The organism is Halorussus salilacus (genome assembly GCF_024138125.1).
Classification (GTDB): domain Archaea; phylum Halobacteriota; class Halobacteria; order Halobacteriales; family Haladaptataceae; genus Halorussus; species Halorussus salilacus.
Genome location: NZ_CP099993.1, coordinates 1,854,740 through 1,875,568, shown reverse-complemented (window position 1 = coordinate 1,875,568; position 20,829 = coordinate 1,854,740). Strand labels below are relative to the sequence as shown.

The following is a 20,829-nucleotide window of genomic DNA, read 5'->3' as shown; positions in this document are numbered from 1 at the left end:
CGTCGTTAGTTTGGTTTAGACAGCCGAACTTATTTATTTTCCCTTCTCGGGAAGTCCCGTCACAGCCGCTCGATCTCGAATTCGACATCGGGGTCGCCAGTGGGAACGTCGGCCGCGTCCGAGCGGTCCCGCGAGCCCGACGAATCGCAGTCGTCGCCGAGCAGGGCCTCGACCCGACTCCGGGCCTCCGAGCGCGACTCGGCGACCACGACCAGCCCGTCGGCGCGCGCCTCGCCCGACGCGCGGAAGGCCGTCAGGTCGTCGTCCTCGAACTCGGTGGCGTAGGTCCGCAGGACCGTCAGGACGCGCTTCTCGGTCGCTCGGAGGTCGGCCTCGCCCGACTCGAAGTCGGCCAGCGCGTCCTCGACGTTCCGAAGGGCGGAGATGCGGTCCATGTCAGGTCGTCCGGAGGTGGTCGGTCGAGGGCTCGTACACCTCGCCCTTCTGTTTCAGCTTGTCTATCTCGTGTTCGGCCTTCGAGTGGTCCATCCCGATGTCCTCGGCGCGGTCGAGGACGACGTCGATTGGCGCGCCCTCGTCGTACTCGTCCTCGATGTCGGCGATGAGCTGTTTGATGTTCTTGATGCGGTCGCGCTGGGTCTTCGAGGTCCCGGTCTCGACCACGTCGGCGTCGAACTGGCCCGTCTCGGGGTCGACGCCGATGTCCTGGAGACACGACCGGGTGATATCCACCGCGCGCTCGGCGTCCCCGACTTCGACCTCGTCGGAGAGTCGCACCCGGGCGCTGGCCTCCGCGAGCCTGACCAGCGCCTCCAGCTGGCGGGCGGTGACCGGCACCGGGGCGTCCTCGTCGACGCCCTTCGACCGGAGGTCGACGTAGAAGTCCTCGATGGTCGCCATCGCCTCGTCGGTCATCGTCGGGAAGCAGTTGCGCTTGGCGTAGGCGATGTACTTGCGCAACAGGTCGGCGTCGATGGCGGGCGCGACCTCCTCGGTCTGGCTCCGGACCTCCTCCTCGGAGATGTTGGGCGCGCTCATCTCGGTCCGCTGGGTGTTGAGCTGACCCGCGTAGTTGGTCTGGAGGATGTGTTCGGCCAGCCGCCGGTCGTGCTCCTCGTCGGGCTGGTCGGTGACCGTGAAGATGAGGTCGAACCGCGAGATGAGCGCGGGTTCGAGGTCTATCTGCTCGCCGATGGGTTCGTACTGGTCGAACCGACCGTACTTGGGGTTGGCCGCCCCGAGCAACGAGCATCGTGACTTGAGCGTCGCGTTGATGCCCGCCTTCGAGACCGAGATCTTCTGCTGTTCGAGCCCCTCGTGCATCGCAGAGCGGTCGTCGGGGGCCATCTTGTCGAGTTCGTCGACCGCCGCGATGCCCTTGTCGGCGAGCACGAGCGCCCCGGCTTCGAGGGTCCACTGCTGGCCGTCGCCGAAGTCGTCGCGGACCGCTGCGGCGGTCAAACCCGCGGAGCTACTACCTTTCCCGGAGGTGTACACCGAGCGCGGCGCGATGTTCTGGACGTACGAAATCATCTGGGAGTTGTGCGAGACGACGTTGTTCGTCAGGTAGTTGTGGGTTCCAGCAACTTCGAGGTCGTACACCCAGTCGTAGTCGGGTTCGATAGATTCGATGGACCTGATGCGGTCCCAAGTGATGTCGCTATCTACGAGTGCCCAAAGCGCCTCTATATCGCCTTCAACACGGAGAGCTTCGTCGATACGGTCGAGAACGACGCTCCTCGCATCGGTTACTCGGCCACCGTCTGGAACGACTTCCCCTAGTTCGTACAAGCTGACCGAACGCTGGCAAACGCCAATACCATCTGCAAGCTCCTGTTGGGAGAGATTCAACTCTTGTCGTGCCGTTTCGATGGCTTCCCAATCACCGTTTTCGACTTTTTGACGGAGTTTGTAGATTCGATCAAGTCGAGTTCTAAAGGTTTCTACGACGGTTTGCAGACTCTCTCGGCTCGGGTTTCGGTCGCCTCGTTCATAGTGTTGGTAGGTGGATCGTGCAAGTCCACACTCGGATTGCGAAAGTGCAAGTGACTCTCTGATACGCCGAAGGTCGGCGGAGAGAGCGGGAATTACGTCACAATTCGTGTTCTTCGTTCCGTTATCGACTGCTCTGGCACTGGCAGATTTTCGTGCTGTGACGAAGCCGATATCTTGGAGGTACTGTTGGAACTGTTTACCACTAATTCGAAGTCGATAACTGCCTTTTTGGCGTTCGGAGAGTTGTGATGTAATACCGACTGAAAGTAGAAGACTTCGGACCTGTTTGAGCAGTTCCTCACTCACTGAAGCAACACTGACTTCTCTCTGGCCAACCGAAACGTGACCTTCTGCATCGATATATGCTCGAAGGAACTCACATTTCACCTCCGTAGAGGCATTCATTAGAGTATCCGGAACTCGCTGTTCAGCGGAACCTTGAGTGATTGCAGGGTCAAGATTCCTGAGGAAGCTAACAAACTCGCCAGACGAACAAGTGATTTCTTCGGCAGATTTGTCCGGGCGTGACGCTCGCTCAGTGTAATTCAAACCGAGTTCGTCAAAAGCGCCGGCGACATCGTCAAGAATCTCTCGATCCTTGTTTGTAACAGTGACGTAGCCTGTGTTGTCGGACCGGGATTCTACATACCCCTCTGCAATGATGTACCCGAGTAATCGAGCTAACTTCGGTGTCCATTTGTTCGGTAAATCAAGTTCGACTGCATTGTACGATTGTGACGACCTATAGTCGACTTCGAGACTATTGTCTCCTTCTGTCGGGAGTGACCGAGGAGTCGCGATGAAATCACCTTCGCCAATTTCCTCAGCCTGGACGGGGCTAAACTCACCTTGACTTTGGACGAAAAGCGGGTGAGAGGGAGTGACCTCGATTTCCGTTCCGCTCCTCGTCCGAATCCGGTACATCTCGTCGGGGGCTTCACGCTTCCAGACCTTCGTCGCGCGTTTCTGAACGAGTGTCCCGTCGGCACTCATCGACGGAAGCGGAATATCGACCTCTTGGTACACGCCATCGTCTATCGGTTTCGGGTCGGTAAGATGGGATTCGACGATTTCACGTATCGGCTTCTCGGCCCCATCTGCGAGCGTGACTTTCGTGTCGCCTTTAATACACTTACCAGTTCCGGGGTCCCCTATAAGGAGCATGTGCAAATCGCCACGAATACGAGATTCGTCCGGAAGATGCTTGGTCACACCAGAGAACAGCTGAAGAATCATCGCGAGCTTCTCCTCGTCGTAGCCGTAGATGGCGGGAGCCATCGAACCGACCATCTGCTCGTAGATGTCGCTCTCGTTCGAGAGTTCGATGATCTCCTTTTTGTCCTCGTCGGTGATGTCCATGTCCTCGAACTCCTCGTCCTCGATGGTCACCGAGACGCCGTTCATGTACACGTCGAAGACCGCCGACTTGTCCTGCCCGCTGCCCTGCTGTTCGAGGTGGAGGACGCCCGTGACGGTGACGTGGTCGCCGGGCGTGACCTCGCCCGTGATGTCGTCCTCGATGTTGACGTCGATGCTCTGGGGGGTCTCGCCGCCCCGGAGTCCCTCGGGGCTCTCCTGGACGCGGAGCTTCTGGGAGTCGATGAACTCCGACTGGTCGAAGTTTATCTGGAAGGGGCCCTGTCGCTCACACCCCTGACACTCGTGGGGTTCCTGGAAGTCGCCGCCGCTCTGTGGGATGTAGGTCAGGGTGCCGCATCGCTGGCACTCGAAGGCGGCCTCCCGAATCTTCGGCCGGACGTCGGTCGCCTTCCGGACGATGCCCTGCACGCTGACCAGCGTGTTGACGTGGCGGGCGCGAATCGCGCGGATGTCGGTCGTCTCCGGGAGGTTCTGGATGCGAACGTGGGCCTGTCCGAGGCTCACGTCCACCGGGAGGTCGTAGAGGCGCAGGGCCTCCTCGGCGTACTCCTGTAGCTGTTCGGGCTTCGAGAGGTAGTCGTCGGCGAGGTCGGCGTCGTACCGGTAGAGGTCGTTCCAGTCGACGAACAGCGACCGCTTCTCCCCCGGGTACTTCGCGGCGAGGTCCCCGATTTCGTCGCTGTAGTACCGCCGGTAGAACTGCTCGAAATCGTCGACTAGCTCCGTGTTCTCCGCGCGAGCCATTCAGGCATTTCGTAGTTCCTCCTCCGATAAGAAGGTTCGTAAAGCATCCCGGAAGTGAAGCCGGAGAGACGCCGAAAGCGCGCCGAAAGTGAAACCGCCCCGCGACCGGGCGGGCTTGCCCGCCCGGTCGCGAGGCTGTCCCTGCCGGATGCTCCGAACGAGCGAACTGCCGGATGCTCCGAGCTTTTGTAGCCGGGGATGGACGACCGAAGCATGCAACTGGGCACCGCCGATGCCGACGCGGGCGAGCTGTCGACCGGCTACCTCGAAGTCACGGACCTCCCGACCGGCGGGGCCGAGCGCCTGCCCGTCCTCGTCGCCCTCGGCGACGAGGACGGGCCCGAACTCTGGATCACGGGCACGCTCCACGGCGACGAGGTGACCGGCCTCGCGGGCGCTCAGGACGCGATGCGCGAGGACCTCCCCGACGACCTCGCGGGCACCGTGGTCTGCATCCCGAACCTCAACCCCGCGGGCCTGCGCCGCAACGAGCGGACCTCCTACTACCACGACGACGACCCGAACCGCTACTTCCCCGACCCCACGAGCGAGAGCGCTCGCCCGCCCAAGGTCCAGGAACTCATCGACCGACGCATCTACGAGGCGTTCGTCGACAGCGCCGACGCTCTCGTCAACCTCCACACCTCGGTCGTCGACTCGGTCCCGTTCGACATCCGCCACCGGGTGTTCTACGGTAACCGCCGGACCCGCGAGGAGGCCGAGGAGCTCGCCGAGCTCCAGGGCCGCCTGATGGAGGCGTTCGGCCTCCCTATCGTGAATCAGTACCCCGGCGGGGAGTACACCGACCGGGGGCTCCAGCGCTCGACGACCGGCGCGGCGCTCGACACCTCGGGTATCCCCGCGTTCACGCCCGAAATCGGGGGCCACAGCGTCGTCGACGACGACCTGGTGGCCGCGGGGGTCGCGGGGTGTCACCGGGTGATGGTCGAACTCGGGATGCTCGACTCGGTGGCCGACGAAATCGCGGCCGCCGACCCCGGCCACGAGTCGCCCGTCGAGTACCCGGTGAGACGCGCCCAGCACCCCCACGCCGAGACGGCGGGCATCGTGCGCCACCGAGTCGAACCGGGCGACGTGGTCGAGGCTGGCGACCCCGTCGCCGACATCGTCACACCCCACGGCGACCCGAAGGCGACCGTCGAGTCCGATCACGACGGCTACGTCACCGGGCGACCCGAGGGTGTGGCGGTGTACGAGAACGACCCGCTCTGCTACATGGCGGTTCGCGACGAGGAACCCATCGTGCAGGAGTGGGACGGCGGGGAGTGAGACGGAACTGACGAGAGAGACCGGGCCGACCCGGGGTGAGCAACTGCCCAATCGAGACGGTGGAAGTTCGAGTGCGCGATGGCGGAGGGTTCGTTCGAGCAAACTACCGTTTGGGTCGCGCTTCGACTGCGGTGAGAATCCCGAGGAATCGAGAGGTGGCCTCCCGAATCGGCAGGTCGGCGCGCGAGACGACCGCCAGCGGTTCCTGGTTCCACCGACACCCGTGCTTCTCGAAGTGGGCGTCGGCGCGCCAGTCCTGGAACCGCGCGACGGCACCCACGTCACTGCGTCCGTGTTCGAGCAGGAGAATCCGTCCGTCGGGCCTGCAGACCCGGCTCATCTCCCGCAGGGCCGCGACCGGGTCCGGGAACGTGCAGGTCGAGAGCGCCGAGATGACGGTGTCGAAGCTGTCGTCCGGGAAGTCGAGTTCCTGGGCGTCCATCTCCAGCAGGTCCTCGCCGAGTTCGAGGTCGTCGAACCGCTCTGCGGCCTTCGCCAGCATCTCGGGGCTGATGTCGACGCCGACGTACGCCACCGAGTCGGGGAGGTGGGGGACGTTCGTCCCGGTTCCGCAGGCGACGTCGAGCACGCGGCCCTCCGCCCGCCCGAAGAGCCGACGCCGGTACCGCCCCATGAACAGCCGGTCGAGCGGGGCCATCCGGGCGACCCAGTCGGCCTGGTCGGCGTACACCCCGCGGATCTCGTCGAGGGACATCGAGCGGTCCTCGTCGGCGGTCGCCGAGCGCGTCGGTGTCGAGTCGCTCATGTGAGCTCCGTACCGGGCAACAGTTTGCCACCATAGAACATAATTATTTCTCCGGCTCCTCTGCTCGGGACCGGACAGCGATAGACGCGACGCCTCCCTCGCGACTCGGGTCAGCAGAATGGGACCGCTCGGACATGGTGATAGTATTCTGCTATATTATATGTTCTCGATGAACCCTCTCCAGTACAAATAATTTAAGATGACAGCTTGATTTATCGGGAACAACTACCATGGAGGGCCACAATTGACTAAATCTCCGAAGGACACCACGGACGGGCACCGGAGACCGATAAAAAAGGGGTGTCACGGCGACACGGGATTTTCGCGCCGGGCGGCGTTGCAATCGCTCTCTGTCGCTGTCGGGATGGGGCTCCTGAGTGACGCGAGCGCCCGAACAGGGTCGGCGAATCAGCAGTCACAGGAGTCTCGCCGCGGGCCGACGCTCATCGAGAAGGATCCGGACGCAGGGTTCAATTTCCCGTACTATCTGTACGTGCCTCCAGAGGCGCGTGAGAAGCCGCTACTCGTCGAACCAGTGAACTCGGGGGCTGGCTCCGACGAGTTCCAAGAGGATTTGGACGCGGCCGAGAGCACCGTAACAGACGGGGTAGCACGGCGTCTTTGTGACGAACTTCGAGTTGCGCTCGTCGTACCCGTATTTGCGAACCCCGTCTCCGACGGATTCTACGAGAAGTTCGTCCAGTCGCTGGATACCGAGACGATGCATATCGACTCCGGGCGATTCGAGCGAATCGACCGACAACTCATCGCGATGGTCGACGACGCCCGAGAGCGGATTGCCGAGGACGGCCTCGAGCTTCCGTCCGATTTCATGATGAACGGGTTCTCCGCATCCGGCAACTTCGTCGATAATTTCGCGGTCATGCACCCGGAGCGTCTCACGTCAGTGACTGCCGGGGCGGTGAACGGGATGGCCACGCTCCCGGTACGGGAAGCGAAGGACCACACTCTCAATTATCAGATCGGCATCGCAGATTTGGAAGAACTCACCGGCTCGCCGTTCGACCTCAACGCCTGGCGGGACGTAGCGCTGTTTTGTTACATGGGCGAAACGGAGACGAGTCCGAACGACGACACGCTACCGTACCGGGACGTCTGGAGCGAGGAGCAGGCCGAGAAGGCCCAGGAGGTGTACGGAGAGGACATGCAAGAGGATAGAATGACGTTCAGCGAAGCGGTTCACGACCGTGTCGATGCCGACACCCGATTCGAGGTGTACGACGATACGGATCACTCGTACTCGCCGAAAATCGTTTCAGACCTGATCGCACACCATCGAAGCCGTAACGAAATCGAGGGAGTCTCGTTTCGGGAGGAGCTGATTGCGGGCGTGGAACGGCTCACCGTCGATTGTTACGTGGAAGGTACAGCAGAGGACCGGTTGCGGGTTCGGGTCTATCGCGGAAGCGAAGAGATTTCCGTAGAGCCAACGACGGTGGTCGCCGGTGTCTCGAATCGTGTCCGAATCGAACTCAAAGGCCCACTGTCACTCGGCGACGAAGTCACCCTTCGGGTGTCACCGCCAGAGGGGGACGTGGTGCTGTCTCGGTCAGCGACGGTACGTTACGCGACCAAGTTCGAACGGACCGTGGGGCCCGACGATGACACGGTCAAAATTACGTACGGAGCTTCCGAATCCGCCGACAGGGCGGATCTGTATCTCGTCCCCGACGGGGAAGGGCCGCACTGGGAGCGTAACCTTCAATTGACTAGCGTCAGGCCTGGTGAGAGTCGAACGGAAACGTTCGAACTGTCGTCCAGCGAAACCGGAATTCCGTTCGCGTCTGGCGACGAGGTGGAAGTCTGGCTGATCCCTCCCGGCAATATCACCCCGTCCCGTGCGGTCGCGACGGATTCGGTCACGGTCGGCGGGGACGCTACCGGAGAGGAGACGGAGATGAGCTCCTGTGATGTCGAGACCATGCAACACGACGAAGTCGACATCAGCTTCGCCGGGCCCCCGACTGTCGACGAGACATCTATTCAGGTGGAGACCAGTGTCGCCGAGTCGTTCGGTAAGGCGGTTCGAACGCGTCTCTTTCCCGAAAACGGTGGAGGTCAGTGGGGTATTGGGTTGGACTTCGTCGATCCCGGATCGTCCGGGACGGACGCCTACGAGATTCCGTCGGGGACGCTCCAACTCGGCGAGACCGCCACGCTACGTGCGTTTCCGGAAGATTGGGGGCACATCGACGATGCTATCGTGGTCAAATGTACCGTAGTGGCGGGAATTCAGTACGTAGAAGCTCCTATCGCGGGAGCCTCTGACCTCACGGCCGAGTTCCTGCTTCCCGGAACCCTCACCGGTGAGGGGCAGGTGGAACTACGCATCGGCGGCGAGCGTACTGCGACGCTTACAAGCGTCGAACCGGGGGCGTACGACCGCCGGACGTTCGTTTTGGACGAGGTGGCCGACCTCAATGATGGATTGCCGTCCGACACCGACGTGGAACTCGCATTGGTTCACGAGTCGGTGGACGACCCAGTGGATGTCGCGACGGTCACGACGGCGGGTGAAGAAACCGTCGTCGAAATCGCGAAACCGCCAGCACCCTACACGAATTCCCTCACTATCGATTACGGGCTCGAAGAAGGGTATTCGCCTGAGCGGTCGCCAGCTATCCGACTCTACACCGAGGCAGGTTCCTCGTGGGGAACACTACTGGTAGAGCCTTCTCCCGGCGCAGACCAGCGGACAAGCGTCCGGGTCAATTACGACGAGCCAAGTGTGCCGTTCCGTCCCGGTGACGAAATCGAACTCGCGCTCGTCGACGGTACGGACCCGTACGCGAGACAGGCGTTATCAACCGCGTCGGCGACCGTTCCGGAGAATGGGAGCGAGGTACCCACCACGGAGACGACTAGTTCGACCGAGACTTCGACATCGACCTCTACTCTCACGTCAACCACGGGCGAGACGAATGAGTCCGAACGTATCGATACCTCGGAAACGACGACTACCCACCAGTCGGGGACGGAAAGCACGGCTCGCGGAACGTCGACGGCATCGGAGGCAGACCAACCTGGCTTCGGGTTCGGTACAGCGATTGGCGCACTGACTGGTGCCGTGTACTTGTTAAAGCGTCAGTTAGTCGGCGGCGAGGAGTCCGAAGAGTGAGCGAAGGAGACCAAGCGGCCAGCGCACACCCCAACGTCGAAGCTTGCATTACCGGCGCTCGAATCCAGGAGGACCGAACCGGAACATAGTAATTGGTGTCCTCTCGGTCCCGTGGCGACCCGACACACCACGTCGAAGGTTCGTACTGGACGGGCACCGCGAATCGCACTCCGGACAGCACTTCGCGCCTCGGTCCGGCCGTTCCAGGCGTGCGACTTGCAGGGTTCGAATCCTCGGTAGGGCCACTTTCGGCGACAGTAGTAGTTCGCGCCGCTACGCGTCGCTCACCGTTTTGTCGCCGGAGATGGGACCGCTCGGATTCGAACCGAGGTTATCGGCACCCAAGGCCGAAAGGATACCAAGCTACCCCACGGTCCCGCATCTCTCAATAGCGCGCGAGGTCCTGTAAAGGGTTTCGTTTGTGGCGGCGGTGGGAGGTCCGAAAAGACGCCGAGTCACACGCCCCAGATGGCCGCGATGCCGAAGGTCGTCACGAGCGCGAACACCAACTGGAGCGGCCCGCCGACGCGCATGTAGTCGGTGAACTTGTAGCCCCCGGGGCCGTAGACGAAGAGGTTGGTCTGGTAGCCCACGGGCGTCATGAACGCGGTGGACGCCGCGAACGTGACCGCCAGCACGAACGCGAAGGCGTTGGCTCCGAGCTGGGCCGCGGCCTCCGCGGCGACCGGGATCATCAGCACCACGCTGGCGTTGTTGCTGATGACGTTGGTGAGCGCGGCGGTCACGACGTAGAACAGCCCCAGCACCGCGATAGCGGGCAGGAAGTCGGCCGACGCGACCACGAGGTCGGCGAGGAGGTCGGCCCCGCCGGTCTTCTCCAGCGCGATGCCCAGCGGGATGACGCCAGCGAGCAGGAAGATGACGTCCCACTCGACGGCCTCGTAGACCTCCGGGGGCTTGAGCACGCCGGTCACGACCATCGCGAGCGCCCCGGCGAGCGCCGACACCATGATCGGAAGCAGGTCGAGCGCGGCCACCGTGACCACCACGGTGACGATGCCGACCGCGAGCGGTATCTTCGACTCCCGGTAATCGGGGCGTTCGATCTCTTGGGCCACGATGAAGTCGCGGTTGACGTTCAGCCGCGAGATGCTGTCCTCGGTCGCCTGCACCAGCAAGGTGTCGCCGACCCGCAACGCGGTGTGGTCCATGCGCTTGCGGATGTACTCCGGGCCGCGCCGGAGCGCCAGCACGGTCGCGTCGTATCGGTCGCGGAAGCTCGCGGAGGCGAGCGTCTCGCCGACCAGCGACGACCGGGGCGCGATGACGACCTCCACGAGGCTCCGCTCGGCGTCGCCGCGCTCTTCGAGTTCCTCGTCGGTCACGTCCACCTCGGGGAGCAACGACAGCCCCTCGGCGTCGAGGAGGTCGACGAGCGTCTCGCGGTCGGTCCGGAGCGCGAACACGTCGCCCGCCTGTATCTCCTTGGGACCGAGCGGCTCGACGAACGTCTGTCGCCCACGGATGAGCTGGAGGAGGTCGATGTCGAAGTCGGTCTCCGCGAGCGCGTCGGCGACTATCCTACCGACCAGCGGCGAGTCCTCCTCGACCACCACCTCGGTCAGGTACTCCTCAAGCTCGAACTCCTCGGTGAGGTCGTCCCGGACGGGGATGCGCGCGGGGGTGAGCCACTTCCCGACCGTCATGAGATACGCCGCGCCCACGACCGACACGAGGAGGCCGAGGGCGGTGAACTCGAACATCGAGAACGCGTGGAGGTCGGGGTGGTCGACGGCGAGCCGCGCCGAGAGGTCGCTGGCGAGGATGTTGGTCGAGGTGCCGATGAGGGTGAGCGTCCCGCCGAACATCGAGGCGTACGACAGCGGGAGCAGGAGCTTCGAGGGGGAGGTCTTGCCCTCGTGGGCGAGGTCGGTCACCATCGGCATGAGGATGGCGACCGCCGCGGTGTTGTTGATGAACCCCGAGATGGGCGCGACCACGCCGATTGTCGCGCCGAGCTGGCGGTTCTCGTCCTCGCGGGTGAACCCCGCTATCTTGCGCCCGAGTATCTGGACCGCGCCGGTCCGCTGGACGCCGTAGCTCAGCACGAACATCGCCAGCACCGTGACGGTCGCAGTGCTGGCGAACCCCGAGACGCCCTCGGTCGGCAAGACCCGGGTCCACGGCTCCAGCACCATCAGCGCCACCATGATGCCGATAGCGGTGATATCGATGGGCACCGGCTCCGTGGCGAACAGCACGAGCGCCGCCAGGATGACGAGGAGGACGACCACGATGCCAGCTGTCAGCTCCGAGACTACCACGGCGGTTACAACTCGACGGGGGCGGAAAAATGGTACGGACTTCGCGGTCCCCCGACCGGTCCCGGACGAAGCCAACCGGTCCCGACCGAACGCCGACCAGTTCCGGACGAAGCCAACCGGTCCCGGCCGAACGCCGACCAGTCCCGGCCGAACGCCGAAACCGGGCCGACCGGCCCGGTTTCGGCGGGAAACGTGTCGGGACTACGAGCTGTCGTACACGGCGATGCGACCGCAACCGTTCACCACGACGACGTGGTCGCCGACTCCGAACTCGAACTTCCAGTGGCCGTCGGGCGCTCGCCGCTCGAACAGGGTATCGAGCGCTTCGAGGTCCACCGCGTCGTACAGTTCGAGGTCGCAGTCGGTCGGGTCGACCTTCTTGGCGGTCGAAACGGCCTCGATTATCGACGAGCTGAGATGTGTGTCACCGGACGTGTCGTGGCGGAGTTCGCAAACCGGAGAGACGCCGCAGTATGGTCGGTCGCCGTTTGCTGTCGCCATCGGTACGGGGTTTGATAGTACAGCCTATTAAAACCCGGTAGACGAGTGCAGACGCTCGACCCGGTTCGGTCGACGAACCGGCGATTCGACGGCTGTCCGGCGATTCGAGGGGCGACCGGTCACTCGTCCTCGCCGTGGAGTTCGAGTTCCGCGACGATTTCGAACGGCGGTTTGTCCTTTCGAATCCCGTCGAGTATCTTGAACGCCTCGTCGGGCGCGAGGAAGTGGGTCGTGACGATGCGACCGAGGTCGGTCGGTTCCAGCCCGTCGATGAAGCCGTATTCGAGGAGCCTACCCAGCGCGTGCTTGGTCGGGACCTCGCCGATCATCCGGTCGTTGAGCCGCTTGGCACGCTTGCCCGCGACCGTGATGTTCGCCAGCGTCTCCTCGACCGCCGCGCTCTCGTCGTAGAGGGTCCGCACGTCCTCCATCTCGCCCTTGAGGAGCTTGAACGCGACCTCGTCCTCGGTCATCTCCATGCTGTTGTGGTACGCGCAGTCGGGTTCGACGAGAACGTACACCGTCCCCTCGTCGTGGTAGTCGGGGCGGCCCGCCCGCCCGAGCATCTGGTGGAACTCCTGCACGGAGAGCCACTCGATGCCCATCGCGAGCGTGTCGAAGACGACCTGCGACGCCGGGAAGTCCACTCCCGCGGCGAGCGCGGCGGTCGTCACGACCGCCGCGAGGTCCTGATTCCCGAACATGCGCTCTACTTTCTTCCGGCGGCCGTAGTCGAGCCCCGCGTGGTAGGGCGCGGAGCTGTACTCCAGCTGGCGCGATATCTCGTGACACCGCCGCCGGGAGTTGGTGAAGATGATGGTCTGGCCCCGGTAGCCCTTCGAGGACTTGGAGTCGTACTCGCGTCTGACCAGCTTGTTCTCGATGTCGACCTTCTCCTTGCCGTCGGCGAAGGTGACGTGGCGTTCGAGCGGGACCGGCCGCTCCTCGAACTCCACGAGGTTGGCCGCCAGCGACTCGGCGAGGCTGGCGGGGTTGCCCACCGTCGCCGAGAGGTAGACGTACTGCGCGCCGTCGTAGCTCTCGCGGCGCGAGGCGCGCGTCTCGCAGTAGTGCTTGAGCCGCGCGATGAGGCCGTCGAGTCGGTGACCGCGTTCCTGCTCCTTGAGGGTGTGGACCTCGTCGATGACGACGGTCCCGATGTCGCCCAAGTCGCGGCCGGTCCGGAGCGCGTGGTCGACGCCCTCGTAGGTGCCGACGATGACGTCGGCGCTCGGGTCGAACGCCTGTCCGTCGTCGCGGACCCTGCTCGCGCCGACTCGGATGGTCACGTCCACGAGGTCGCCGTACTCCTCGGCGAAGTCCTCGTGCTTCTGGTTGGCGAGCGCGACGAGGGGGACGAGAAAGAGCATCTTGCCCTTGCCGTTGAGCACGCGGTCGATGCCGGTCATCTCGCCCACGAGGGTCTTGCCGGTCGCGGTGGCGCTCACCACGAGCTGGTCGTCGCCGTCGAGCAGTCCGTTCTGGACCGCGAGGCTCTGGACCGGGAGCAGTTCCTCGAAGCGGTCTTCGAGGAGGTTCTGGATGCCCGGATGGAGGGAAAGCGTTTCGACCCGGATGTTGTCTACGTCCTCGACGTTCGCGCTTATCTCGTCGAACTTGGTGAGGTCCGGGTCGAGCTGACCCTTGAGGAGGTTGGTGATGCGTTCTAAGTCCTGCACTTCGAGCAGGAGGTCTTCGAGCCGGTCCTGGGCCTGCCCCGTCAGGTCGCCCCGGAAGGAGAGTTCGCGCTCCAGCTCCTCCGTGGCGCAGTCGGGGCAGATGTACTCCTCGCCCGCATCGACGGCCGTCTCGCTCGTGATGGGCGAGTAGTGGCCGCCCGACGCGCAGAGCCGACACGTCCGGACGACCTTGGCGTCGAGCTGGTAGCCGTCGAGCATCTCCCGTAGCTCCTCGCGGCCCTCCGGGGAGGTCTGCTCGGAGATGCGGGTGCGGTCGGCTCTGCGCGCGATCTCCACGAACTGGTCGGGACTCCGCGGTTCCTCGCTCGACCCGCGCTGAATCCGGAGCTTCGCGGGCCGGGGACCCGCGCCCGTCTCCTTGAGTTCGAGCTTCGCGCGGAAGACGCGCGACCCCTCGCGCTCGACGACCGCGAGGTAGTCGCCCGACTGCTCGTGGAGGAACAGCGTGTCCACCTGCGGGACCTGCTTCGACACACCCCTCCGTAGTGGCTCGCGGTATTTGAGCGGTTCGGAACGGTCGGTTCGCGTCGGCGACGCGAACCGACCGCCCGCCCTCGCGACCGCCGTGGACCGCCGCGGAGCGCACAGCCCCCGGGAAACGCGCCGATAACGCTGGGTAAGCTCGGCATAACCGAGTCCGGCAGGCGGTATTCCGGGAATACCGACCCGGCAATCGGCAAATAACAAAGACCGACTCGTCGCTACCGCCGGATACCCACAGAAGACATGAGGGGGAGCCACAACAGGAAGTTGCCCAAGCGGTTCGACGACCGAGTGACACTCGAAATCGAGGACGACGCCGACGGACGACCCACGGTCAGGATGCAGGACCGGACCTCCCCGGAGGAATGGATTTCCGCCGACATCTCGGCCCTCGTCTCGCTCCCCGAGTACGAGTAGCCTCCCGCTCGACTACTCGACCAGTTCTATCTCGTCGTCGCCGTTCGGCACCGCACAGAGGAACGCACCCGGTTCGTCGCCCTCGTTTCGGTACCAGTGGACGACGCCCGCGGGGATTAGCAGGGAGTCGCCCGCCGCCACCGTGTACTCCTCGTCGCCGATTCCCACGACGTACTCGCCAGAGAGGACGTACTGCTCGTGTTCGACCTCGTTGGTGTGTTCGGGGACCGACGCGCCCGGGTCGAGTTCGAACCGACGAATCGCGAAGTTGGGCGCGCCGCGGCTCTCGTCGACGAGGACGCCCTTTCGCATTCCCTCGGCGGCACCCACGTCCTCGTACTCGATGTCGTCGCTCCGGCGCACCAGCGGTTCGGGGTTCTGACTCATGGGCGTGAGTACGCGCGCGGAGGGATAAAAAGGTGGAGTCCGAGCGCATCCTATTCTTATGGTCGTCGGCGCGCGCGAGCAACGCGCGCGAGGGAGGCGGCCGCGACGCGGCCGCCGAGGCTGGGGAGGCGTGAGGCCTGCGGTCGCGGTGCGGTTTCACCGGTGACGGGAGTAGCTGGCGTCGTCGGAAGTCCCCGAGTAGCACTCGAAGCCTCCCGTGTAGTAGGCGGGGAAACACCGAAATGAAACGAGCGTACACATCCCTGTGTAGATGGACGAGAGTTTCGACGCGGTAATCGCCCACGAGCTAGAGGACGACCCCCTCGCCGGATTTGGGGCGTGGAGCGACACGGGGCATCGACGAAGTCGTCCGCGAGGTAAAGTCGGAGATGGACGAGGACTTCGAGCGGGAGCTGTGAAGGTCCTCGACAGCAGTTACTCCCCGGCGTCGTCGCGGTGACGAACCGAAATTCCTCGAAGACCGAGTCCTTGCTCGTCGGCCACATCCATCACCGCGACCAGAAACTCGGTCGTGATATCGTCCTCGGAAACGCCCTCCAAGAGGAGGTGAGTAGCCTTCATTTGTCGAGGCTCCGGTAGTCGAAGGTGGTCGTAAACCGATCCAGTCGAGCGGGAACTTTTTGTCCCGCACACCTGTAGTGGGTCATGCTCTCGTACCTTGCTTACGGGAGCGTCTCGCGGACCCGGTGCACACACACACCGGTCCGTTTCGATTCATCGAGACCTCGTTTCGAGTGACTGGTCCGCGTTTTGCTTCCGTGATTCAGAATTGCCGATACATACACTTATAATTTGGCAGTTTAAAGTGCCAATATGGCACCCCAAATTGTCTAGTTGGTGACAAACCAAATCCCGTAAGTAGCCCGTTGTACTGCTATTGTCAATGGCACGCCGGAAGCGGGGTCAGTGGATGAATACGGCGACAGACCCCGTTCTGGAATTTTTGAACGACCACGATATTTCGGTTCCCATCGGGGTTCTCGACAACGAACTCGACCCCGGTTATCGGACGATAAAGCGAGCGCTGGAGGAGTTGGAAGCGCACGAGTTCGTGGCGCGTGACGAAAACTACACGTCGTACTACACGATTACGGAGCGCGGTCGCCGATATCTCGACGGAGAATTAGACGCGAGCGGATTCGAAGCCGACGAATAGCGGAGACCGCAGAAACGGACGAATCTCAGTCCGACTTCGGCGCTTCCGACAGCTCCGCGTAGGGCGTAAAGCCGTCGTCGGGCGTCACCACGCCCGACTGGAGGGCACACGCGGCCGCGCCCAGCCCCCGCGAGGAGAGCGGCCCGCGACGGACGCACCGGAACGCGATGTTCTTGGCGGCGTTGTAGTCGTCGTTGGCCGACGCGCCGCACTTCAGGCACTCGAACTGGCCCGCGTCGAGGTTGCGGTTCTGGGGGTGAGTGAACCCACACTCCATGCACCGCTGGCTGGTGTACTCGGGGTTGACCTCCACGACCGCGATGTCGCGCTCGGCCGCCCGGTACTCCACGAACGAGAGGAGGCGCTCGAACAGCCACTGGTGGTAGGGCCCGGCGTCGGGGAGCATCTCGCGGACCTCGTCGAGTTCGCCGAACGCGACGAGGTCGCAGTCGTACCGGTCGGTCTCGGCGACGATGCCGTTGGCGACCTCGTGGAGGCGGTGGCCGACCTGCTGGTCGAGCCGGTAGCCCGCCTGCCGGAGGGTCCGCTGGGCGCTGCGAGTGCCGGTCGCTTCGAGCGACGCCCGCACCCGCTCGAACTCCTCGCGGCGGTGTTGGAGGTCGCCCGCGGGGAAAAAGCGGGCCGTGCTGGTGACCGCGAGGTTCTCGACGCCCAGGTCGACGCCCAGCACCGTCGCCCCCTCCGTGGGCGGGTCCATCCCCGGCCGAGGCGTGCGGAATCCGAGGTGGAAGACGAACTCGCCGTCCCGGTAGTGGAGCGCGCTCTTTGCGGGCTCCCACCGCTCGTCGTCGAGGTACTCGGTCTGATACCCGCCGTCGTCGGGAACGTCGAGTTCGCAACGGACCCGCTCGCGGGTCGTGGTGAGGCTGACGGTCCGGTCGTCGAAGACCGTCATCGTCCGGGTGTCGAACGCGACCGTCGGGGCCGTGAACTCGGGCTTCTCGCCGCCGTCCCGGGCGCGCTTTATCGCCTCCGCCGCCCGGTGGGTCGCCAGCACCGCGTGCTGGCTCCCGAGGTCGGTCTCCTCCCGGAGAACGTCGTACGCGAGCTGTTGGACCTCGCTCCGCGTGTGACAGACACCCCACGCCTCGTTGACCGCGAGCTGGCACCCGCGCTTCCACTCCTCGACCAGCTCGCGGAGCCGTGTGGCGTCCGTCGGAGACACGGAGAGTCCGGTGACCGCCGTCCGTCTGCAGTACTCGGTGTCTGCCACGTTGTACGTGTCTGTCTCAGGGGGCCTCTTGAATACTTGGGTTGGCGCTCGCCGAACGCCGACCGCGGGGGCCGACCCGCGGGTCGGCCCCCGCGGTGCCGTCCGAATCGGTCGACGGAGCCCGACTCCGGCTCCCGTCGGGACGGCCACGGCTACTGTGTAGAGTCTGCCACGGCTACTGTTAAGGGTCTGCCACGGTAACACACGGGTATGCGAAGCTTCACTATCGGGCGGCTGTTCGGCATCCCGATCAAGCTCGACCTCACGTTTCTGCTCATCCTGCCGATATTCGCGTGGGTCATCGGCTCGCAGGTCGAACTCTGGGTGGAGAACCTCAACCTTCTCTGGGGCGTGAACCTCGACCCCGAGGTGCTCACGGCCGGGTCGCAGCGGTGGGTCCTGGGCGCGATAGCCGCGGTCGGGCTGTTCGTCGCGGTCATCCTCCACGAACTCGGCCACTCGCTCGTGGCGATGCGGTACGGCTTCCCCATCGACTCCATCACGCTGTGGATTTTCGGGGGCATCGCTCACCTCACCGAGCAGCCCGAGGAGTGGCGCGAGGAGTTCAACATCGCCATCGCCGGGCCCGCGGTGAGCATCGCCATCGGGGTCGTCGCCTACGCCGCGGTGTTCGTGATTCCCGAGGGGCTGGCGTCGGTCCGGTTCGTCGTCGCCTATCTCGCGCTGATGAACCTCGTCCTCGCGGCGTTCAACCTCCTGCCGGGGTTCCCGATGGACGGCGGCCGGGTTCTCCGGGCGCTGTTGGCTCGCAACCGCCCGTTCGCCGACGCGACCCGGACCGCCGCAGAGGTCGGGAAGCTGTTCGCCATCCTGCTCGGCCTGTTCGGTATCTTCCAGTTGAACATCATCCTCATCGGCATCGCCTTCTTCATCTACATCGGTGCGACGAGCGAGGCCCAGCAGACCGTGATGAACGCCGCGTTCCGGAACGTCCGGGTGCGCGACGTCATGACCGAGGCCGAGGAACTCGACGTGGTGACCCCCGATACCAGCGTCGCCGACCTGCTGGAGGCGATGTTCCGCGAGCGCCACACCGGCTTCCCGGTGGTCGAGGACGGCGACCTCGTCGGGATGGTGACCCTCGAAGACGCCCGCGACGTGCGGGAGGTCGAGCGCGACGCCTACACCGTCCGGGAGGTGATGTCGACCGACCTCAAGACGATTCCCGCCCACGCCGACGCGATGACCGCGTTCGAGCAGATACAGCAACACGGCATCGGTCGCCTGCTGGTCGTCGACGCCGACGGCGAACTCGCGGGGCTCATCTCCCGAACCGACCTGATGACCGCATTCGACGTCATCCAGCAGAGCGGCCGGGTCCAAGAGGTCGCACCCGAGACCGAGCGCCCGTCGCCCGAAACCGAACAATCCTTCCGGTGACCAACCGATTCGGACGCTATGTGCGGGAGAACCTCGCTGTTCGCGCCGCCCGAACTCGTCTGCGAGCGATTCGACGCCGAGCCGATTCGGCCCCTCGAACCGCGGTACAACGTCTCGCCCGGACAGCGACACCCCGTCGTCCGGAACGACGCGACCGACGAAATCCGGTTCCCGACGTGGGGGCTCGTTCCCGAGCGCAACCGCGATAGCGGCGGACGCAACGCGAACCGCGGGCACATCAACGCCCGCGCCGAGACGCTCGCCGAGAAGCCCAGCTTCCGCGAGGCGTTCGCCGAGCGGCGGTGTCTCGTCCTCGCCGACGGCTTCTACGACTGGACCGAGACGCCGACCGGCAAGCAACCCTACCGGGTCGAGCGCGTCGACCGCGAACCGTTCGCGTTCGCGGGTCTGTGGGAGCCGAGCGGCGGAACCGACGCGGAACCCGCCACGTTCGCCATCGTCACCACCGAACCGAACGCCGTGGTCGAGCCGATCCACCACCGGATGCCAGCGATGCTCCGGCGCGGCGAGGAGTCCCGGTGGCTCCGGGAGGGCGACAGCGACCTCCTCGGTCCGTATCCCGCCGAGGAGCTACGAGCCTACCCGGTCCCGGACGCGGTCGGCAATCCGAAAAACGACTCGCCCGCGGTCGTCGAGGAGGTTCCCGCCGAGGAGGAGGTCCAGACGGGACTCGACGAATTCTAGACCACGGCCTCGGAACCACCCCTTCGTTTCGCTTGGAAATATGAGGAAATAGAGCGGCCATCACGGAATCGGAAAGAGAGGTAGCGAGACATCGCGGCGGCCGGAACGAGAACTTTCGTGGAAGGGTTGGTGACACGTCGGCGGGAGGCCAGCCCGCCACCAGCGCCTCCGGCTCCGCCGGGTCGCCGCGTCGTTGCACGCTCTGCGCCCGAGCCGCCGGGCGCATTCGCTTGTTTGGCGGGTTCGGACTTTGTTATGGGGTGTCATCTCGGTTTCAAGAGGGGTCTGTAGCGGGTCAGCACGCGGCTGACGGCGGGGCCGCGGTCGGAACGCCGATTCGCGAGCGGAGTTCGCGCTTCGATATCTTCCCGAACTCGGCCTTCCGGTGGCACTCGACGCACAGCGACGCCACGTTCGCGAGGTAGTGGGCGTCGGTCTTCGAGTGGCTCTCGGACTCGGCGAACAGCCTGACGGGCGTGATGTGGTGGACGTCGGGGTTACGGCCGATCTCCTCGCTCGTCTTGGCGCACACGACGCACTCGTAGCCGTCGCGTTCGAGCGCCTTCCGCCGGACCCTGCTCCACCCCTTGCCGTACGCGCCGTTTCCGCCGCCCTTCCAGTTGGGGTGGCCCGACTCGGTGAAGGCGTCCGAGAGCCACGCGGTTCGGCAGTCCTCGCCACAGACCGTGACCTCGCCCGTGACGTTGCTCGGGTAGCGTTCGACCGTTTCGCCACAGACCTCGCAGTCGAGTTCGACCTTGCCGCCGTTCCAGCGGGGATTGTCGTCGCCTTCGATTGACGGGCGGTGTCGCCAGTTCTCCTCTTCGACGCACGTAGAACAGTACAACCCCTCCTTCTCGGACGGATAGTACTCGAACTCCTCACCGCAGAGTTCGCACTCGGTGCGTTCCAGCTTCCCCTGGAAATTTCGAGCCGCCTCCCCCTCGTACGAGACGGCCTCGTCGTGGCAGTCGTCGGAACAGTACTTCTTCTCGTATTCGCAGTGGAATTCCTCACCGCAGTTCGAACACGTTCTATTCGGTAATCGCTGGTCGTGGACGGAACTGTGATGAACACCCAGACCACGTCCCGTTTCGAATTCGCGGCCACATGTGGGGCAGGTATGCATCAGTATCGACTATATAGTCACAGTAGGCCCAAAAATAATTTTCGATAGGAAACGAAATCAAAAATTAAGAGGCATCCGAGCAGGCCAGATAATAAAGATAGAGATCACTGGTTGAAATGGTGAGGATACTGGATC

General features: G+C 64.1%; 16 protein-coding genes and 1 tRNA gene. 6 read left to right on the top strand and 11 right to left on the bottom strand.

Going from position 1 to position 20,829, the window contains the following annotated elements; genetic code table 11:
- Positions 1-59: 59 nt before the first annotated feature.
- Together NGM10_RS09660 and NGM10_RS09655 are read right to left on the bottom strand one after the other, a co-directional pair.
- Positions 60-395 (bottom strand): DUF7854 family protein, encoded by a 336-nt coding sequence (locus NGM10_RS09660; protein ID WP_253477876.1) that lies wholly within the window; start codon positions 393-395, stop codon positions 60-62.
- A gap of 1 nt (position 396) precedes the next feature.
- A complete protein-coding gene (locus NGM10_RS09655; protein WP_253477872.1) occupies positions 397-4,080 on the bottom strand; it encodes an LAGLIDADG family homing endonuclease in 3,684 nt (1,227 codons plus the stop codon).
- A 213-nt stretch (positions 4,081-4,293) separates the two neighbouring features.
- Here NGM10_RS09655 and NGM10_RS09650 point away from each other — a divergent pair, with 213 nt between their 5' ends.
- Entirely contained in the window at positions 4,294-5,370 is a 1,077-nt protein-coding gene (locus NGM10_RS09650) for a succinylglutamate desuccinylase/aspartoacylase family protein (protein WP_253477869.1), read from the top strand.
- A 103-nt stretch (positions 5,371-5,473) separates the two neighbouring features.
- On the opposite strand, the gene NGM10_RS09645 is transcribed toward NGM10_RS09650, so the two are convergent.
- Entirely contained in the window at positions 5,474-6,136 is a 663-nt protein-coding gene (locus tag NGM10_RS09645; protein WP_253477866.1) for a class I SAM-dependent methyltransferase, read from the bottom strand.
- A 244-nt stretch (positions 6,137-6,380) separates the two neighbouring features.
- Between NGM10_RS09645 and NGM10_RS09640 the strand changes: the two genes are divergently transcribed.
- Positions 6,381-9,275: a DUF4249 domain-containing protein gene (locus tag NGM10_RS09640; RefSeq protein ID WP_253477863.1), complete on the top strand. Its 2,895-nt coding sequence runs from the start codon at positions 6,381-6,383 to the stop codon at positions 9,273-9,275.
- A 305-nt stretch (positions 9,276-9,580) separates the two neighbouring features.
- Here the strand turns inward: NGM10_RS09640 and NGM10_RS09635 are convergent.
- From NGM10_RS09635 to NGM10_RS09620, 4 genes are all read right to left on the bottom strand, one after another.
- Positions 9,581-9,653: transfer RNA gene (locus NGM10_RS09635), tRNA-Pro, on the bottom strand.
- Positions 9,654-9,730: 77 nt separating this feature from the next.
- Positions 9,731-11,560 (bottom strand): SLC13 family permease, encoded by a 1,830-nt coding sequence (locus NGM10_RS09630; RefSeq protein ID WP_368408622.1) that lies wholly within the window; start codon positions 11,558-11,560, stop codon positions 9,731-9,733.
- A gap of 201 nt (positions 11,561-11,761) precedes the next feature.
- Positions 11,762-12,061 (bottom strand): HalOD1 output domain-containing protein, encoded by a 300-nt coding sequence (locus tag NGM10_RS09625; RefSeq protein WP_253477860.1) that lies wholly within the window; start codon positions 12,059-12,061, stop codon positions 11,762-11,764.
- Positions 12,062-12,180: 119 nt separating this feature from the next.
- Positions 12,181-14,235: a DEAD/DEAH box helicase gene (locus tag NGM10_RS09620; protein WP_253477857.1), complete on the bottom strand. Its 2,055-nt coding sequence runs from the start codon at positions 14,233-14,235 to the stop codon at positions 12,181-12,183.
- Between the two features lie 252 nt (positions 14,236-14,487).
- On the opposite strand from NGM10_RS09620, the gene NGM10_RS09615 reads away from it, so the two are divergent.
- Complete coding sequence (locus tag NGM10_RS09615; protein WP_253477855.1) at positions 14,488-14,661, top strand: hypothetical protein; 174 nt, start codon at positions 14,488-14,490, stop codon at positions 14,659-14,661.
- A 12-nt stretch (positions 14,662-14,673) separates the two neighbouring features.
- Here the strand turns inward: NGM10_RS09615 and NGM10_RS09610 are convergent, their stop codons facing one another.
- Positions 14,674-15,048 carry a cupin domain-containing protein gene (locus NGM10_RS09610; RefSeq protein WP_253477852.1) on the bottom strand — a complete coding sequence of 125 codons (375 nt, stop codon included), beginning with the start codon at positions 15,046-15,048 and terminating at the stop codon, positions 14,674-14,676.
- Between the two features lie 435 nt (positions 15,049-15,483).
- On the bottom strand, positions 15,484-15,630 hold the full coding sequence (locus tag NGM10_RS09605) for a hypothetical protein (RefSeq protein ID WP_253477850.1): 147 nt from the start codon (positions 15,628-15,630) through the stop codon (positions 15,484-15,486).
- A gap of 322 nt (positions 15,631-15,952) precedes the next feature.
- Between NGM10_RS09605 and NGM10_RS09600 the strand changes: the two genes are divergently transcribed.
- Positions 15,953-16,225 (top strand): winged helix-turn-helix domain-containing protein, encoded by a 273-nt coding sequence (locus NGM10_RS09600; protein ID WP_497007312.1) that lies wholly within the window; start codon positions 15,953-15,955, stop codon positions 16,223-16,225.
- Positions 16,226-16,250: 25 nt separating this feature from the next.
- Here the strand turns inward: NGM10_RS09600 and NGM10_RS09595 are convergent, their stop codons facing one another.
- Positions 16,251-17,459 (bottom strand): RNA-guided endonuclease InsQ/TnpB family protein, encoded by a 1,209-nt coding sequence (locus NGM10_RS09595; protein ID WP_253477844.1) that lies wholly within the window; start codon positions 17,457-17,459, stop codon positions 16,251-16,253.
- Positions 17,460-17,669: 210 nt separating this feature from the next.
- Here NGM10_RS09595 and NGM10_RS09590 point away from each other — a divergent pair, with 210 nt between their 5' ends.
- Together NGM10_RS09590 and NGM10_RS09585 are read left to right on the top strand one after the other, a co-directional pair.
- Positions 17,670-18,860, top strand: coding sequence for a CBS domain-containing protein (locus tag NGM10_RS09590; RefSeq protein ID WP_253477840.1), 1,191 nt, complete (start codon positions 17,670-17,672; stop codon positions 18,858-18,860).
- An 18-nt stretch (positions 18,861-18,878) separates the two neighbouring features.
- Positions 18,879-19,565: an SOS response-associated peptidase gene (locus NGM10_RS09585; protein WP_253477836.1), complete on the top strand. Its 687-nt coding sequence runs from the start codon at positions 18,879-18,881 to the stop codon at positions 19,563-19,565.
- Between the two features lie 295 nt (positions 19,566-19,860).
- Here NGM10_RS09585 and NGM10_RS09580 read toward each other — a convergent pair whose 3' ends face one another.
- Positions 19,861-20,694: an HNH endonuclease gene (locus tag NGM10_RS09580; RefSeq protein ID WP_253477834.1), complete on the bottom strand. Its 834-nt coding sequence runs from the start codon at positions 20,692-20,694 to the stop codon at positions 19,861-19,863.
- Positions 20,695-20,829: the final 135 nt, after the last annotated feature.